General features: G+C 69.2%; 10 protein-coding genes, 1 other RNA gene and 1 pseudogene. 5 read left to right on the forward strand and 7 right to left on the reverse strand.

All coding sequences use genetic code 11. The features are described 5' to 3' along the window. On the reverse strand, positions 1-292 hold a 292-nt coding region (locus tag I8N67_RS09320; protein ID WP_200302140.1), incomplete at its 3' end, for a helix-turn-helix domain-containing protein. Between the two features lie 203 nt (positions 293-495). On the opposite strand from I8N67_RS09320, the gene I8N67_RS09325 reads away from it, so the two are divergent. Further along, entirely contained in the window at positions 496-1,080 is a 585-nt protein-coding gene (locus tag I8N67_RS09325) for an ATP-binding protein (RefSeq protein WP_372443680.1), read from the forward strand. Here I8N67_RS09325 and pglX read toward each other — a convergent pair. Both pglX and pglW read right to left on the reverse strand, forming a co-directional pair. After that, positions 1,007-4,627: a BREX-2 system adenine-specific DNA-methyltransferase PglX gene (gene pglX / locus I8N67_RS09330; protein WP_200302141.1), complete on the reverse strand. Its 3,621-nt coding sequence runs from the start codon at positions 4,625-4,627 to the stop codon at positions 1,007-1,009. The genes I8N67_RS09325 and pglX overlap by 74 nt on opposite strands. After that, positions 4,624-9,360 carry a BREX system serine/threonine kinase PglW gene (gene pglW, locus I8N67_RS09335; protein ID WP_200302142.1) on the reverse strand — a complete coding sequence of 1,579 codons (4,737 nt, stop codon included), beginning with the start codon at positions 9,358-9,360 and terminating at the stop codon, positions 4,624-4,626. The genes pglX and pglW overlap by 4 nt, the downstream gene beginning before the upstream one ends. 412 nt (positions 9,361-9,772) lie before the next feature. Here pglW and I8N67_RS09340 point away from each other — a divergent pair, with 412 nt between their 5' ends. Both I8N67_RS09340 and I8N67_RS43795 read left to right on the forward strand, forming a co-directional pair. Beyond that, positions 9,773-11,062, forward strand: a complete 1,290-nt coding sequence (locus I8N67_RS09340) for a PIN domain-containing protein (protein WP_200302143.1) — start codon at positions 9,773-9,775, stop codon at positions 11,060-11,062. 179 nt (positions 11,063-11,241) lie between these two features. Further along, positions 11,242-11,376, forward strand: a complete 135-nt coding sequence (locus I8N67_RS43795; protein ID WP_267912693.1) for a hypothetical protein — start codon at positions 11,242-11,244, stop codon at positions 11,374-11,376. A 61-nt stretch (positions 11,377-11,437) separates the two neighbouring features. Here the strand turns inward: I8N67_RS43795 and rnpB are convergent. From rnpB to I8N67_RS09355, 3 genes and pseudogenes are all read right to left on the reverse strand, one after another. Next, an RNA gene (rnpB, locus tag I8N67_RS09345) (RNase P RNA component class A) lies at positions 11,438-11,850 on the reverse strand. A gap of 82 nt (positions 11,851-11,932) precedes the next feature. After that, positions 11,933-12,760, reverse strand: a pseudogene (locus I8N67_RS44570) (DMT family transporter); the annotation flags it as partial. Positions 12,761-12,822: 62 nt separating this feature from the next. Then, complete coding sequence (locus I8N67_RS09355) at positions 12,823-13,644, reverse strand: helix-turn-helix domain-containing protein (RefSeq protein WP_307835190.1); 822 nt, start codon at positions 13,642-13,644, stop codon at positions 12,823-12,825. 251 nt (positions 13,645-13,895) lie between these two features. Here I8N67_RS09355 and I8N67_RS09360 point away from each other — a divergent pair, with 251 nt between their 5' ends. Both I8N67_RS09360 and I8N67_RS09365 read left to right on the forward strand, forming a co-directional pair. Continuing rightward, positions 13,896-14,684 (forward strand): MerR family transcriptional regulator, encoded by a 789-nt coding sequence (locus I8N67_RS09360; protein WP_200302145.1) that lies wholly within the window; start codon positions 13,896-13,898, stop codon positions 14,682-14,684. Then, a complete protein-coding gene (locus I8N67_RS09365; RefSeq protein WP_200302146.1) occupies positions 14,669-15,340 on the forward strand; it encodes a hypothetical protein in 672 nt (223 codons plus the stop codon). The genes I8N67_RS09360 and I8N67_RS09365 overlap by 16 nt, the downstream gene beginning before the upstream one ends. On the opposite strand, the gene I8N67_RS09370 is transcribed toward I8N67_RS09365, so the two are convergent. Further along, positions 15,291-16,817 carry an RNB domain-containing ribonuclease gene (locus tag I8N67_RS09370; RefSeq protein WP_200302147.1) on the reverse strand — a complete coding sequence of 509 codons (1,527 nt, stop codon included), beginning with the start codon at positions 16,815-16,817 and terminating at the stop codon, positions 15,291-15,293. The two genes, I8N67_RS09365 and I8N67_RS09370, sit on opposite strands and share 50 nt — an antisense overlap. Positions 16,818-16,841 lie beyond the last annotated feature (24 nt).

A 16,841-nucleotide genomic window follows, 5' to 3' on the forward strand; every position in this document is an offset into this window, starting at 1 on the left:
TAGCCGCGTCCCGGAAGAACGCCGGATACTGAGCCCGAGCCACCTCCTCCTTGCTCGCGCGCAACACCCCACCCGCGTCCAGCACTTCATCCGCCCGGTCGATGAACTTCGGCGGCGGGATACGTCTCCCCTGCTCGAACGCCGCGATCGTCGAGGCGGAGTACCCGGTCAGCGAGCCGAGTTCCGCGCGGTCCTTCCCCGCCCGCTCCCGGAACAGCTTCAACTGACGCCCGAACACGTAGAGAATGCCCGCCCCGAACTCGTACTCCGGCTGCTGAACCTCGTCGTCCACGCCGCAGCTCCTCCCGTACGCCCACCACAGCCACCGGACTTCACCCAACGCGAGGCCCCAGAAACCGGTCACGCCCCACGCCGCATACAAGCGCACCGCTCACGCGTACAGCCCGTACCCGTCAGCGCGTCACTCCTGGTCAACGCTACGCAGAGTCCGCGACCGTTACCCCCATGAAGTCAGCAACTCCCCCGAACGGGCATATGCCACAGCGCCCCGCACCCGAACGCGAGTTCAGCATGCGCTTCACCTCGACTCCGCGCGGTGCCCGCCTCGCCCGGCGACTCGTCTCACACCGCCTGAACGACTGGGGCCACCCCTACACGACCCCGGCCAACGAGACGTTCACCCTCATCACGGCCGAACTCACTGCCAACGCCGTACGCCACGGCCACGTCCCCGGCCGGGACTTCCACGTCCAACTCACCCTGGTGGAGGACACGTTCCGCATCGAGGTGACGGATACCCGAGCCGAGAAACAGCCCCCGTCCACTCCCCCGACCCCCGACTCCGCATCCGAGTCCGGCCGCGGCCTGCTCCTTGTCTCAGCCCTCGCGGACGCCTGGGGCGTCACGCCTCGCTCGGCCGCCCCCGGCAAGACTGTATGGGCCACGCTGCGCGTACCGGCCGGAGGCCACCCGCACACGCACCGGGTGGCCCCTCCTCCGACAGACTCGGCATCGGCGTACGGGCACGACACCGAGTCATTTCCGGCTACTTCTTCACGGCGGCGCGACGACCTCGGGTTGCGGCCGGGGGACGCCAGTTGCGGAGGTCGTCGTCGGTGAGTCCGTGCTCGCCCTGCTTCTGCTGGCGGTAACCGGCGAAGAAGTCCGCCGGGGAGCCGCTGTAGAGCATGTCGAACTCGTTGTGCCACTGGGACAGCCACGGCTGCAGTTCCAGCAGACCGGCGAGGAATGGCGTGATCTCCTCGGTGGACAGCGTGGTGTTGGTGAAGTACGTGGCGAGGGCCTGCGCCTGCTCCCGCTGGTCCCAGCCGGCCCACCCGTACAGCTCGGGGGTGGCCGCGTTGGTCTGCCCGTAGGAGACGAACCGCTCCTTGGGCACGTCGAGCTTGCCGCGCGCCTTCCAGTAGGACACGCGGAGGAAGTCTGCCGAGGTGTACTTCGGCGGCACGGGGATGGAGTCCCGGATCTTCCGCTTGGCGGGCTCGTCAGGCGCGGCGTCCTCCTTGCGCTGGAGGTCCCACACCTCTTCCCAGTCGGCGCGCTTCTTGAGGCCGGAGGGCTTGTAGCGGAGGGTGGAGAGGAACGGCACGTGTTCCTCGGCGATCAACTCGGAGACGACCTTCGCGAGTTCCTTACGGGGCGCGTAGAGCTTGGCGACGGAGACGAAATCCTCGTCGCGGGAGAGGGCGTCGGTGAGACGGGCCAGGGTGAGGATGGTGGGCTGACCGTTCTCGTCGAACCAGTGGTCGCGGTTTTCCATACGGTCGAGCAGCCAGGAGCGCAGGGCCTTCTCCTGGAGGGCGTCCCAACCCTCAGTGGCCCAGCGGCGCTTGTACTCGGGGCGCTCGACCATGCCGATAGCACGGTTCGACTCGATGACGTCGATGCGCTTCTGGACGATCTCGCGGTAGGGGGCGGGCCAGTGGGCAGGGAGCTCCGGGATTGGCGCAAACTTATGGTTGTGATGCCCAAACCATGAGGTGTTGACCTCGCCACGCTCCACTTTGCGAGCCAACACGATAGCGAAGGCCCGTTCAGCGGGGGCAATTACAGGAACGTCCTCAGTCGACGCAATGATCTCTTGATCAAGAAGGCCGTAGAGACTGTATACCTGCCAATCCAGCTCTTCTTGAACAGCAATCATGCGCCCGCGGATAGCCTCCCACCGCTCCCTGCCCTCACGTAGCGCAACCGCAGTAGGCACAGCACCCGATGCGATAGCGGAGGGGCTTGTCGCAGTCAACTCCCGGGCAAGGCCGTCCAAAGCAGTCCCCAGTTCCGAGGGGTACTCAGACGGAAGTGGAAACTCCTCCAGCTTGGTTCCCGTGAACTCGAAACGGTGCTCCCAAGGTTCATCAGCACCGGCTACATCTGCACCCGGACGCCCCTTGTCATGGCTGACTTGCCGGAGCCAGAACCCCGCAGTGGAGCTGTTGAGCAGCCCGAGCAACCGCAGGTGCTCCTCCTCGCTCGCATCCCGCCGCAACTTGATGAGTGGAGCGGACTGCTTGAACACCTTTCCCCCTCGATCCAGCACAAAGTGGTTGTGCGTGGCAACAAAGGCAAAGGTGATCGTCCAGGCATGGGCACCACGGCTTGGAGTAGTCTGGTGCCACTCGTACCACCGACGGCCATCCGTAAAGTACGTCCCCTTAGAGAAGGTCGCACGATTCCCCATCACGGTTCGCCCCGGCCACAACCATTTGTATGCTCGCGACTCCTGAGGCAACTCGCGAAGCATCAAGTCGTCGGCGTACGGATAGAAGCTGTAGGTATCACCATCTCGCCTCCAGTCCCGCAATTCGTCACCCAGAACCAAGTCCTTCCCAAAGGTTTCCTCTGCTCCGCGTCGCACCCAAGCCGCTCGAGTTGTCAACATGATGTCGTCAGCGTTTGTCATGCCGAAGACGCCAAGTCGACTCGTCAAGGAGGAAAGTTTGGTCACGCAAGCTACGTTTAGCTGCTCAACCATCTCGAGTCCGCCATCAGCCAAAATCCACGGTTGACGCCCGAAGTACTTAGCTCTCTCAAGCTCGCCTACTGACACCCACTGACTCACCGATCCCGGCTTGTCGATTTGCGCCACGATCGCCTGCCAGACGAGCCCATCTTCAGCATTATCTGGCGCGGATGGCTCGCCCTGGACACTACGAACGGTCCGGATAACGGGCGATCGCCCGTCGCCACCCCGCTGCCTTCCCACGAGAATGACCGTGGGTGTGCCATGCCCAGGAATGTACGCTCCCGAGGTGTCGATTACTTCAGTTAGCTCCACCGCATGGCCGAAATACTGCTCGATGAGCTTGGTACCAAACTCACGTTTCATAAAGGAGTTAGCAGTGATCTGGCCGACCATGCCATAGCCGCGTCCCGCAGAATCCCCACGCTTGGCCAGCTCAAAGAACCGCTGAGCGAACGGAACCGACAAGGCGTACTTCCCCGCACAGGCCGGATAAATCTCCCGGTACAGCTCATTGAGCGTCTTATCCTTGACCGTGATGTACGGCGGATTTCCCACCACGACGTGATACCGCCCCGGACGCAGGATATCCGGGTATTCATGCAGGTCTTCCGTGGCGTACTTGAACTCCGCCAGCTCGTCCACGAAGCCTTGGTCCACCCCGCCGAACAGGTTGCCCTGCTGGGAACGGCGGGTCTTGATCAGCGAGTCCCCCACTGCCAGATTCACGGGCCAGTCGTACTTCGCCGCCTCCGCCAGCGTCCGCACCCCACCCGCCGCCATTACCGCAACCAGCAATCGGAACCGTGCAATAGCCACCGCAAACGGGTTGACATCCACACCGTGCACCGATTTCAGCGCCGCCGACACCCGCTCGTGCACGTCCTTCCCCGGTTGCCCCTCCGCCCACAACTGCACCAACCGCCGAAACGCCCCCAACACAAAGTGCCCCGACCCACAAGTAGGGTCGATCATCTTCAGTTCCTCGTACCCGAACTCCCGCACAGCCGGATTCATAGTCCGGTCGAGGATGAACTCCTCCACGAACTCCGGCGTCTGCAGCAGCGCATACGTCTTCCGCGCAGCCTCGCTCAGGTCCTGGTAAAGGTCACCCAGGAACCGCGTGTCCCACCCCTCCGTGCCGTCCGCATTCAGCGGATCGGTGAAGTCGTGGACGAGAACACCCCCCTCGTCCCTCCCTCGCCAGAACTCGACCAGCTCCCGCGCACCGTCATGCGAAAGCGGAACCTGGTACAGAGGGTTGTGCCGCTGGTCGAAAAGCAGCCGTCCCGCCTGCCCCTGTCCCAGCTCCTCGAAGGCCTTCTCCAGCCAGCCCCGGTACGTCGGATCGTCGTCCGACTCCACGTACGCGTCGTACCGTGACTCCGCCAGCTCCCGCCGGTCACCGTCCGCCCCCGTCAGGTACGGCTCCGGGATCAGCCGGTTGTCCTCGCAGAACCGTACGAAGACAGTCCCCAGTACCCACGCCACCGCGACCTGCGTGACCCGCTCGTCCAGCCATGAGGTCCACGTCGCCGCCGTCCGCCCCAGCTTGCGTGCCTGGTCGTACTCGGACCTCAGCTTCGCGCCGACATCGCCCAGCGCCTTCACCTGGAGTCCGAGGTCGGTCTCGACCGTCTTGACCTGCTGCTTCAGGTCGTTCAATAGAGCCTTGCGGTCGATCACTTGACGTCTCCCTCGACACCACTGGCACTAGCGCTAGCACTGGCCACACCCTCGCCGGACCCGCGATGGGCGTTGCCCACCCATGTGTCCGGAAGCTGAATCCACTCCCCCAGGCCGGCCTGGTACGGCACGGCCACCTGCCCGAGCCGGGGCTCGCGCGAGGGGTCGCTCTGCGGGACCAGGAGCCACAGTCCCCGCCCGCCCTGCCTGGCCGCCGACGCCAGTCGGTCAAGGACGCCCATCGCGTCGTACCGCGCGAACACCCCGGCCTCCGTCAGCAGGACCGGACCGACAGGACCAGCCCCGCCACCACCGCCCCCACCACCGTCGCCCAGCAGCCCCGCGATCCGAGGCTCCACCGCGCCCCACGCCGTCCGCACGTACTCCGCGAACCGCACCGCACCCCTCGAACCCGGCTCGGCGGCGTCCGCCTTGAGCAGGGTCTCCCAGGTGGGCTTGGTGCCCGGCGTGACCTGGGCGTGGAGGGCCTCCAGGAACAGCTCGGTCACCGACAGCGCGCCCGCGCCCAGCCGCTCGGCTCCCAGTTCCCGCACCGCGTCCCGCACCAACTGCTGTCGTACGGTCAGCACCCGGAACCCGTCCCGGCGGGCCGACGCGAGCAGCCGTTCCTCCGCGCGCACCGCACCCGCGAGCTGCGGGTCGTCGGCGTACCGCGTCACCGCTCCCGTACGCGTCGACTGCCGCCACGCGCCCGTCGTGAGGTAGCTGGACGCGTCGTCCACCCGCGTCGGCAGGTAGCGCAGCGTCCCCGTCTCGTCGCGCATGCTGAGCGACAGTTCGAAGCCAGCGTCGCGCAGGGCCTTGGTCAGGGGACCGGCCGTCGGCAGTTCGTGGGAGGTGCCACCCCGCCCGTCGACCACGACCAGCTCGGGGAAGCGAGCGCGCACCCGCTCGTGCACGTCCTCGCCCGTCAGGCCTGGCTGCCGTCCCTCCGGTACGCCCGGAATCCAGCGGACCAGCCCCGCCTGCGTGAGGCGCAACGCCCGTACCAGGGGCAGGTCGCGCGGGTAGATCTCCAGGCGCGGAGTGGCGGCGGCGTTCACCGACGCCGCAGCCGCCAGCTCCACCATGCGCCGCTCGTCCCAGTCCACCACGCCCGGCGGCACCGTCAGCGCGCCCAGCTCGGCGAGGACGGTCGCCGCCGTCGGGAGGGTGTCCAGTTTGGCCTGCCGGTCGGCCGTCTTGCCGAGTCGGGTCGCGTACTCCAGGAGTCCGGGGGCCGTCGGGGTGTCCGGGCCGTCGTTCTCCCGTACGTCGAGGGCGAGCAGGCCGGCGCCCAGGGACTCGTCCGTCGCCTTGCGGTTCGGCTGGTGCTGGAACTCGGCCTCCTGGGGCAGCAGTTGCTCGACCTCGACCACGGCCCGTACGGCCGCCAGTGCCATCGCCCGCCGCTGCTCGCGCCCCGCGAGATGCGTGCCGCGCCGGACGGCCAGGGCATCCGCGATCTCCACCGCCGAGGCGACGCGCCCCATGCTCACCAGCAGGTCAACGATCTCGTCGCGCAGCGCCTGGACAGCCGGCTCGGCCTTCCAGCGCTTGCGCTCGTCCTTGAGCATCTGCGGGATACGGCCGTGGCTCAGGGTGAGCGCGTCAGCGACGTCCTTCTGCTTGGGCCAGACGCCGATGTCCGGCAGGACCCCGTGCTCGTCGGGCAGGCGCAGCAACAGCCGTACCATCTCGGCCTTGTTGCGGTTGGAGCCGTTGTTGTTGACGGCGGGCACGAAGACGGTGGCGAGGGTGTCGAGGCTGACGGAGCGCAGGGTTCGGGCGGGCAGCGCGCCCGCCGACTCGCCCGTCGCGAGGTGGCCCACCAAGGCCGACTCGGCGGCCGTGAGCTGCTCCAGCTCCTCCTTGGCCTCTGCCCGGCCCTTCGGCGTGAGCGGCGAGACGGGGATCTCGCGCAGCCGCTCGCCCCACTCGCGCTGCCGCTGCTGGACCTCGTTGCGGGTCTTGGCGCCCAGCCCAGGGGCGTTGACGAGCTTGCGGCGGCTGTAGTCGAGCAGTTCGCCGACCGTCGTGATGCCCAGGCCGTAGAGGAAGGACTGTGCGGCGGGTGTGAGGCCGGAGACGGTCAGCGGCGTGTCCCGCGTGACCTCGGCGGCGAGGCGGTCGCGCTGCTGCTCGGCGGTCTCCGGCTCGGCGTCCGCGATCGCCGCCGTGACGGCGGCCTCGGCGGGTGTCCCCTCCCCTGTGGTCGCGGCGGCCGGGTGGCGGGAACGGTGGCTGGACGGGACGGTCTGGGAGGCGTCGAGGAAGACCTTGCGCCAGGCGTCCCGCATCGGCTTCAGCTCGGGGAACCGCTGGCCGGCGTCGCGGTGCAGGGCCTTCTGGAAGAAGGCGACGAGGCCGTCCCGTACGGCCGGGTCGAAGGCCTCGGCCGCGATGGTCGGGTACGGCCAGTCCTTGGGGACCGTCATGCGGGGCAGGACGCTGCCGTCGCCCCACTTGGGCAGCTCGCCGGAGGCCATCTGGTGCAGGGTGACGGCGACGGCGTACCGCTCGGCGTGCGAGTCGTACGAGCCGCGGGTGATGACGTCGACGAAGGGGTCGAGGTAGCCGTCGGTGCCCGCGTTGGTGCTCTTCGCCGGGTAGCCGGCGAGGGAGAAGTCGATGAGGACGAGTTCGCGGGTGCGGTTGGGGCGGATGCGGATGGCGATGTTGTCGGGCTTGATGTCGCGGTGCCAGACGCCCTCGCCCTCCAGGAAGTCGACGGCTCCGAAGAGGTAGTCGCCGTACGCCTCCAACTGGTCCACCTGGAGGCGGCCGTTGTCGCGGAGCTGGCGGGCGACCGTCTCCTCACGGCGGCGCGGGCGGCTCCCGGCGTCGGTGCCCGGTCCGGCGTCGTCGCGTTCGTCGCCGACGTACTCCAGTGCCAGGACGGTACGGCCGCCGATGTGCAGCGGCTCGGGTTCGACGAGGCGGATGATGCCGGAGTGGGGGCGCAGGCGGCCCATGGCCTCCGCCTCGCGGGCCAGGATCTCGCCCCGGTTGTCGGAGAGGGCGGCCTTCAGTACGGCCAGCGGGCGGGTCTTGCGGGCCTCGGCCTGCAGGTCGCGGACGAGGAAGGCGCGGCTGGTGGAGCCGGTGCCGAGGCGGCGGCGGATCTCCCAGCGGCCGGCGAGCACGTCACCGGCGACGGCCTCCAGCGGGTCCTTGTCGGCCGGGGTCTCGTCCTCCTCGTCCTTCTCGTCCAGCGCTTCCGTGGTGATGGCTGTCTGGGCCGGGGCGGTCAGGGAGTCCTCGACGACCTCCAGCAGCTCCAGGAACTCGTCCACGCTGGAGAGGCGCTGCCCCGGCCGGTAGGCGGTGGCGGCCTGCACCAGTTCGTCGACGTCCTCCGACAGGCCGTCCACCAGGGAGCTGGGGCGCAGTCCCTCGCCCGCCTCCAGGCGGGCCAGCAGCTCGGCCTGGCTGGCGGCCGGGGCCTTGCCGGTGACCAGCAGGTACGTGAGGACGCCGAGTCCGTACACGTCGAGGTGGACCGGGTCGGGCTTGAGGGCGGTGAGTTCGGGGGCGAGATAGGCGTCGGCGTCGTCCGCCAGGTGCATCGCGGACAGGGCCGTCGGCGCGAAGCGGGTCATGCCCTGGCCCTGGGAGGAGTCGCCGCTGCGCTGGGTGGCGATCTGCCAGTCGGAGATCTGGAGCTGCGGAGTGAGCCAGGCGGCCTCCTCCCCCACCGCCCGGCCCTTCCCGCCGCGCGTGCGGGGGACGACCAGCACAGAGCGTGCTGCGAGAGCCCGGTGGTGGATGCGGCTGGAGTGCGCGGAGCGCATGGTCTCGGCGAGCTGGCGGACCAGTGCCATCCGGCCGAGGATGTCCAGCTTCTCGCCGTACTGGACCAGGTACTCGTCCAGCTTCAGGGTGTCCGGGTGGTAGTCGAAGATCAGGGCCGGGCCGGAGGTGTGCCCGGAGGGGAAATACTGCTTGAGCTCGACCGCGCCCGGGTGCTTGAAACGGCCCAGGACCGCGGCTTCCCGCCGGGCCGCGTTCTCGACGGACTGGCGCAGGGAGGTGTCGGAGCCGCGCTCGCTGAGGTAGATGCGGACGCGGGCGGCCTCGGGCAGGTCGCTGTGGCGGGCGAGGTAGTCCGCCCAGGTGGGCCCGGAGTCGAACGACTTGCGCTGCAGCTCGTACGGTCCGACCTTGTACTGCGCGTCGCTCTTGCGGATGCCGATGTTCTTGAGGGCCGCCTCGATCTCGCGCGAGCTGATCGCCGTGATGCGGCGCCGCTCGTCACGCGGGGGCTCCTTCAGTATCTCGACCAGCTGGTGGACGGTGTGGACGCCGTTCTGGTCGTGCGCGGGCAGGCGTACACGAAGGCTGTTGTCCGTGAAGCAGACGGCCTCGGCGACCCAGACGCGCTTGTTGCCGGGCAACGCGAGCAGGCCGGCCAGTTCCTTGGCCTTGCGGTTGACCAGGTGCAGCGGATTGCCGTGCGTACGGCGGCGACCGCCGGGTGTGGTCTGCACCCAGGTGCCGTTCTCGGAGGTGACCGAGCCGTGCCAGTCCTTCAGCTCGATCATGCAGACGCCGCCGGGGGCGACGACCAGCAGGTCGACCTCCCGGACGTGGCCGGTGTTCGCGGTGAAGGTGAAGTTCGACCAGGCACGCCAGGGGTCGGAGTCCGGCAGCTTCTCCCGGATGGCCTCCAGGCCACGGCGTTCGTGATCGAACTCGGACTCGGTGACCGTGACCCACCGGCCTTCCCGCATGCCTGTTCCCCGCTCCTCGTGTCCCCCACAGGCCGCCGTTCCCCATGGTCAGGCCCTCGACGCAGATCCTAGTGGCTGCATGTGACATGCGAAGAGGTGATGCAGGACGGAACTACGGTGCATACGGCTCGCATGATCGAATCGGGCACTCGCCACCACGCTGGCCAACGGCTGTACAGACCGGTCAGTCTTCCGCATGTACAAGGAATCACCTCCAGGTGTGCCCGACGCGCCAAGGGAGCAGGGCGGTGAGTGAGACTTTCGCGCTGCCAGCCGCGTGAATGCCGTACCGATCAGGGGCGGATCGCCTTCTTTTTCCATCCGCCCTCCACTCAGCGTGTCAAACGCTAGGGTCGCCATCGGACACGTCGGTAAGGGGAACCTGACGTGCGGTGTTGACGGGGGTGGCGCGGTGGCAAGTGACACGACGACCGATGAAAACGTCCGCGGTCTGTTCGACGACTTTGGAGCCTTCCGCACTCCCACGGCGGCGGATTTCACCACCGTTTTGACGGGCGGCCTGGTCGCCGCCGACGCCAACGTGCTACTCAACCTCTACCGCTATACCGAGCAGGCCCGTGCCGATCTCTTGGACGCGCTCGGCGCTCTCGGCGAGCGCCTGTGGGTCCCGCACCAGGTCCTGGTGGAGTTCTGGCGGAACCGGGAGAGCACGATCTCCGACGCACGGTCGACCAGCGTCAAGGCCGCACAGGATATGAGTGGGCACGCCGGGCAGGCAGTGCAGACGCTACGCACCTGGGCCAGCCGTGTGGCGTTGAGCGATGAGGAATTCGACGAGCTTCGCGACCGGTTGAGCGAGATCTTCGACGAGGTACGGAAAAAGATCACCGAGGTCGGCGAGGGCGAGTGGCAGAACATCAGCCATGACACGAGTACCGATCCGGTGATCGCCACGCTTGAGCAGGCGCTGACGGGCCGGGTTGGGGCACCATTCTCCGACGAAGAGGTCCCCAAGCTCGTCGGCTTGGGGCAGAAGCGTGTCGAGCAACGAGTCCCGCCGGGTTACATGGATGCCAAGAAGGACGGCAACGGGGCCGTCGGGGACTTTTTCGTGTGGGAACAACTCCTGCGAGAGGCATCCCGGCGCCAGTGCGACGTACTTTTCGTGACCGCGGACGCGAAAGAGGACTGGTGGCGCAAGGAACGCGGTAACAACCGCGGTCCTCGGGCGGAACTGACCGCAGAACTCCGGACCCGTGGCGGAGGACGACTCTTCCTGCTGTCACCCAAGCAGTTCCTGGAAGTGGCCGCCCCTGTTCTGCGGCTCAGTCTCCAGGCCGGCTCTGTGGAGGACATCGCGCGGGTCGAACGTATCGAGGCCGAGAGCACACACGGTGGCTGGACAGCCGAGGCTCTTGAGGAACTCTTCCGAGGACTGGCCTACGAGGGCTACGGCGATCGTGTCGCAGTCATCCGCTACGCAGCCGAGATGGACGGCTACGTGGAAGCCACGTCCGTCTACGACATTTGCGATTACGACGACGATCGCAGCCTGAGAGGCTTCACCAAGCCGATCAAGCGGATCAGCGGCAACCTGCACGAACAAGGGCTCATCCCGGACTCCGCAGTAGCAGTTCTCACAGCCCAGTACAAAAACGGTCCAGGTCGCGCTTCCGGTTTCAAAGTTCACCCCCTCCTCGTATCGCTCATCAACGAACCGTCAGACAACGACGAGTCGTGACTCCGTCCCGGAGCGCCGTCAAGCCGAGAGACGGCGGTGCGCCTCATCGGCCGGTTCTCCATGTCAGCGCAGCACGTTGCTACTGACCGGACCCGGCCCGCAACGCCCTGCGTACAGTCCGGTCGTCCGGCACGCACCGCATCGCCGTCAGGCCGATCGTCTCGGGGTGTGGAAGGACAATGGGAACGACGCGTCCGTATCCGGTCAAGGAGCTTCGGACCGCTGTCCGGCTGGAGATCGCCGCCGAGTTGCGCAGCGATGCCAAGGACGGTGTGAAGGTGCCGCTCTCGAAGGGGCACTGGAATTCGTCATGATCAAAGTGGCCGCAGTAAGCGCCGGAAATCATGGCCTCTGGCTTGGGGGAACGCTGAGAGGCAGACGAGTCGGGCTGTACGCCGGGTTCTGTCGCCCGGCTGCCTCGCGGCGGCCGGGGAGACGGCCATCCATCTAGGGTCGGCGTTGCCGCCGGCCTCGTGCGGTCTACCCGCGGACTCGGGCGGGCAGCCCTCGAACGTCCGCGCAGGGTCGCTCTTCTTGCGAAGAGGCGGCCCCTCTTGACCTTGCTCCGGGTGGGGTTTACCTAGCTGCCCAGGTCGCCCTGGGCACTGGTGGTCTCTTACACCACCGTTTCACCCTTACCCAGCGCCGGAGCGCTGGGCGGTCTGTTTTCTGTGGCACTGTCCCGCGGGTCACCCCGGGTGGCCGTTAGCCATCACCCTGCCCTGTGGAGCCCGGACGTTCCTCGGGGAGATCCACAAGAACCTCCACGCGGCCGTCCGCCCGGCTCGTCTGCCGTGTGGACCATGCTACCGGGCGGGCGGAGGGCTTCGGTCCCGCCGGGACAGGCCCGGCGGCCGTCGCCAGGAACGAGCCCGCCAGGATCAGGGCGAAGGCGGCCAGGACTCCGGCCGTGAGCTGCTCGTCCAGCAGGAGCGCGCCCGCCGCCACCGCCACGGCGGGGTTGACGTAGGTGAAGACCGTCGCCCGTGTGGGGCCGACCTCGCGGACCAGTTCCAGGAAGCCGACGAAGGCCAGGGCCGTGCAGATGACGCCCAGGCCCGCGAGGGAGAGCAGAGTGGGCGTGGAGGGCATCGTGGAGGGTCGGGTGAGGGCCGCCGCCGGGGCGTAGACGAGTGCCGCGAGGAGCAGGACCGGGGCTATCAGCTGGAGGGTGGGGACCTGCTTGAGGTGGCGGGTCATGATCAGGGGGGCTGTCGCGTAGCCGACCACCGTGATCGCCACCTCGGCCAGGGAGAGGGCGTTGCCTCCCGTGAGGTGGGGGACGGTCAGGACCGCCACGCCGCCGAGGCCCAGGGCCAGCCCGGTGATCCGGCGGGCGCCCAGCTGTTCCGTGTCGCCGAAGAAACGGGCCAGGACCACGCTCACGATCGGTACGCCCGCGATCAGCAGGCCGGCGGTGGAGCTGGAGAGATGGCGTTCGGCGTCGGTCAGCGTCCACCAGGGGCCGATGACCTCGATGACGGCGAAGGCGAGCATCGGACGCCAGTGCTGCCGCACCACGCGGGTGAGTCCCCCTTGGCGGATGGCGAAGGGGAGCAGAAGGGCCGCGCCCAGGGCACAGCGTACGAAGACGACCATGGACGGCGAGACCTCGTCCACCGCCACTTTGATCATCAGGTAGGGGATGCCCCAGAGGACTCCCATCAGGGAGAAGAGGAACCAGCCGCGTGCAGTCATGGGGTGAGTCTCGGCCGGAGCGGTGGCGTACGTCTTGAACGCTGTTGCGCTCCCGTCCCGCTTCAGGGCCTCGGCGTCACCCCCGTCCGGTACGCCGCCGGTGTCACCCCCAGTACCCGGCGGAACCAGCGCGTCATGTGGGCCTGGTCGGCGAAGCCCACCTGGCCGGCCACGTCCGCCGGGCGGCCGCCGGCCTCCAGCAGCGTGCGGGCGCGGCTCACCCGGTGCTGGGCCAGCCAGGCGTACGGGGGCATGCCCATGGTCGCGCGGAAGGCGCGGAGCAGCTGGTAGCGGGAGAGGCCCAGGTCGATGGCGAGGTCGGCAAGGGAGGGGGGAGTCAAGAGTTCGTCGGCGAGGCGGTCTCGTACGGCCAGGGCGATGGTGCCGGCGCCCGGGACCCTGTCGGAGGTGTGGCGGGCCGTGGAGTGGCGGCGGGCCAGGGCCGTGAGCAGCCAGGGGAGGCGGGACTCGGCCTCCAGGGGGTCGGGGCAGGTGCTCAGCTCGGCGTGGGCGGTGCGCAGGGCGGTGGAGAGTTCGGGGTCGTGGAGGAGGGGCTCGCGGAAGTGCGGGATGCCGCCGAGGATGCCGTCGGTGAGGAGGGTGGGGTCCGGGTAGAGGGCGCGGTAGGCGTAGGTGCCGTAGGCCGACTCGCCGGTGTGCGGCTCTCCTGGGGCCAGGACGACGATCGCGCCCTCGCCGACCTTGAGGGCGCCGCCCCGGTAGTCGATGCAGGAGGCACCCAGGACGCAGATGCCCACGCTGAACTCCTCGTGCGTGTGCGGGGCGTAGCGGTGGCGGTCGAAGCGGGCGGTCAGCAGGTCGAGGGGGCGGTCGGGACGGCCGAGGGTCGCCCGGGTCCATCGGGTCTGCTCACGTCCGGTCACCGCATGCCCTGTCTTCCGCTCGCCCTGGGATTCCCGCAGGATGCAACACCCGAACGACCCGATCCCATCCCCGACCCGCTCCCCGACTCGTCCCTCGGCCCATTCCCCGACCCGTCCCCCGTCCCGTCCCCCGTCCCATCCCTCGGCCCACCCCCGTCCCATCCCCCGCCCCATCCTCCCGACCCGCCCCCGCACGTCCCCCGCACGGTGTCGCTTGACCCTGTCGCGGCGTCAACGTTTCTACTGGTCCCATGCGGATCGGAGAACTGGCCTCGACCGTCGGTGTCACCACACGGACGGTGCGGCACTACCACCACCTGGGCCTGCTGCCGGAGCCGGAGCGGCGGCCGAACGGATACCGGGACTACACGTTGCGGCACGCGGTCGTGCTGGCGCGCATCCGGCGGCTGACGGAGCTGGGGCTCGGTCTCGCCGAGGTGCGGGACGTGCTCGCGGACGACGCGGGGCGCGAACTCGTCGAGGTACTCGGGGAGTTGGACGAGGACCTGGCCCGGCAGGAGACCGCGATCCGGGAACGGCGGGCCCGGCTGCGCGCCCTGATGGCGGACGCGCGGGCCGGGCGACTGCCGGCCGAGGGGCCCGTCTCTCCCGAACTCACCGCCCTCTTCGGGAAGTTCGGGACGCCTACGCCGCAGTCCCCGATGGCCGTCAAGGACCGCGAGGTGTTCGCTCTGCTGGAGACGACGGCGACGCCCGAGGCGCGGGCGGAGCTGCTGGCCGGGCTGGAGAGCATGATGGCGGCGCCCGGCGCGGTGGAGCGGGCGCACGAGGCGTACGCGCTGCTCGACGCGCTCGCCGACGCCGGCCCCGACGACCCCCGGGTGACGGGGGCGGCCCGTCTGCTGGCCGGCCTCGTCCCGCCGGAGATGCTCCCGCGGGACACCTCCATCGAAGGTGACAGCGGCGGCAAGGACACCTTCCTGCGCGCCTTCTACGCCGACCTCGCCCCCGCCCAGGCGGAGGCCATCCGCCACGCACTCCGGATACTGATGGAGGACCGCCCATGCCCATCCCCGTGAGGAACACCGCCCCTACCGCCCGCCGGACCACCCTCCGTACCGCCCGCCGAACCGCCCACGTCCTGGTGCGCCATGAACTCCTGCTCGTGGCAAGCCTGTTGCGCTGGATCGCCCGGCGTCCGCACGGCACCGGGGAGGGGCGGGCGTACGGGTACGCGAGTGGGCAGGGGGCCATGATGTTCGGCTTCGGTCTCGTGTGCGTCGTCGAGACGGTGACCATGTCGGTGCTGCTGCGCGACTTCCCCACGGCGCACGGGATCGTCCTGATCCTCGACCTCTACACGATCCTCGTCGTCGTCGGACTGCACGCGGCCTCCGTCACCCGCCCCCACGTCCTCACCGGCACGACCCTGCGGCTGCGGCGCTTCGCCACCGTGGATCTGCGCGTCCCGGTCACCGCCGTCGCGTCGGTGCGCCGCGAGCTGCGTACGACGCACGAGAAGCGGGAGTGCGAGCTGAACCTGGAGGTCGGCGCACAGACCACGATCACCCTCGAACTGGCCGAGCCCGTCGAGTACTCGACCTTCCTCGGCCGCCGCAGGGCGGTACGGCTCGTACGCTTCCACGCGGACGAGGCCGACCAACTCATAAGGACCGTACGGGAGTTCACACGGGAACGAACCGGACCTTCGCCGCTCCCGGCGCGGCCTGGGTGAGCCGTACCCGTAGCCGCTCCCCCAGGGGTAGCGGCTCGCCGGGGGTCCCGACGAGGCGGCCGATGACGGCCGGGGACTCCAACTGCACTGTCCCGGCGGCGGGTTCGCCCTCGCGGACCCGCTCCTCCACGTCCACCACACACCCGTCGAAGACCTCGCCGATACGGTCCTTGAGCAGCGCGGCCTCGACGATGTCGACGCACTCGCGCTCCACCCGCCCGGCCCGCCGGGTGCCCTCGGCCATCTCGTCGGGGAGGGTGCCGAAGGCTGCCGGGACCCAGTCGGGGACCGGGTCGCCGGCCACCGCCGCGAGGCAGATCTCCGCGGCGTAGCGGTCGACGAGGCGGCGCAGCGGGGCCGTGCAGTGCGTGTAGGGGGCGGCGACCGCGGAGTGGGTGGTGATGTCCGGGAGTTCTCCGTTCCGGAAGACCGTGTAGTGCGCGCCCCGGAGCAGCGTCGTGCACTCCAGGAGGAAGGCCGCGTTCCTCGGTTCGCGCGGGTCGAGGGAGCGGACGAGCCGCGCGTACGAGACATGGTGCGGCCAGTCGATGCGCAGGGCACGCGCGGTACGGCGCAGCCGGCCGACCGCGCCGTCCGGTGCGGCGGGGAGCGTGCGCAGTACGCCGGTGCCGTGGGCCAGCATCAGCTCGGCTGCGGCCATGCCGGTGAGCAGGGAGATCTGGGCGTTCCAGCCATCGGCGGGGAGCGGGGCGCGGTACGTCAATTCATAGCTCTCGTCGCCACCGCCACCGCCACCGCCATCACGATCACGATCACGATCACCATCACCATGGGTATCGCCCTCTGCATGCTCGACGATCTCCTGCTCGGGGACGTTGAGGGAGATGCCGCCGCGTTCGACTTCGAGGCGTTCGCGCAGTAGCCCGATCTCCTTCAGCAGGGCGAGCGGTTCCTCGGCGGTGCCCGCGTCGATCTCCCGCTGCACGCCGGCGTAGTCCAGCTTGGCGCGGCTGCGCACGAGGGCGCGGCGGACGTCGACGGCTTCGGTACGGCCGTCCGCGTCGAGGTCCAGCGTCCACAGCACCGCCGGGCGGGGGTGGTCCGGGAGGAGGCTGGCGGCGCCCTCGGAGAGACAGGCGGGGTGCAGGGGGACCTTGCCGTCGGGGAGGTACAGGGTCGTCACCCGGCGGTGGGTCTCGGCGTCGAGCGCGGTGCCGGGGGCCACGAAGGCGGCGACGTCGGCGATGGCGTACCGGACGCGGTAGCCACCGGCCGGGCGTCGTGCGAGGTGCATCGCCTGGTCGAGGTCGGTGGCGGTGGGCGGGTCGATGGTGAAGAGGGGGATGTCCGTGGCGTCGTACGACGGGAGGCGGGGGGACTTCGCGGCGTGCTCCGCCTCGACGAGGACCTGGAGCGGGAAGGCGTCGGGGACACCGAGTTCCCCGCGCAGCGCGCGCAGGGCCGACCGCAGGGGAGCCTCGGCGGCGCCCGTGACGCGGAGGTGGCGGCGGGGCATGGGTCGAGCGTAGGGCGGAGCGGG

It is taken from the genome of Streptomyces adelaidensis, from assembly GCF_016598475.1.
GTDB classification, from domain to species: Bacteria; Actinomycetota; Actinomycetes; order Streptomycetales; family Streptomycetaceae; genus Streptomyces; species Streptomyces adelaidensis.

Coding starts and splice junctions, on each gene's coding strand:
- I8N67_RS09325 (WP_372443680.1), top strand. CDS start 496: ATGCCACAGCGCCCCGCACCCGAACGCGAGTTCAGCATGCGCTTCACC.
- pglW (WP_200302142.1), bottom strand. CDS start 9,360: ATGCGGGAAGGCCGGTGGGTCACGGTCACCGAGTCCGAGTTCGATCAC.
- I8N67_RS43795 (WP_267912693.1), top strand. CDS start 11,242: ATGGGAACGACGCGTCCGTATCCGGTCAAGGAGCTTCGGACCGCTGTC.
- I8N67_RS09360 (WP_200302145.1), top strand. CDS start 13,896: ATGCGGATCGGAGAACTGGCCTCGACCGTCGGTGTCACCACACGGACG.
- I8N67_RS09365 (WP_200302146.1), top strand. CDS start 14,669: ATGCCCATCCCCGTGAGGAACACCGCCCCTACCGCCCGCCGGACCACC.
- I8N67_RS09370 (WP_200302147.1), bottom strand. CDS start 16,817: ATGCCCCGCCGCCACCTCCGCGTCACGGGCGCCGCCGAGGCTCCCCTG.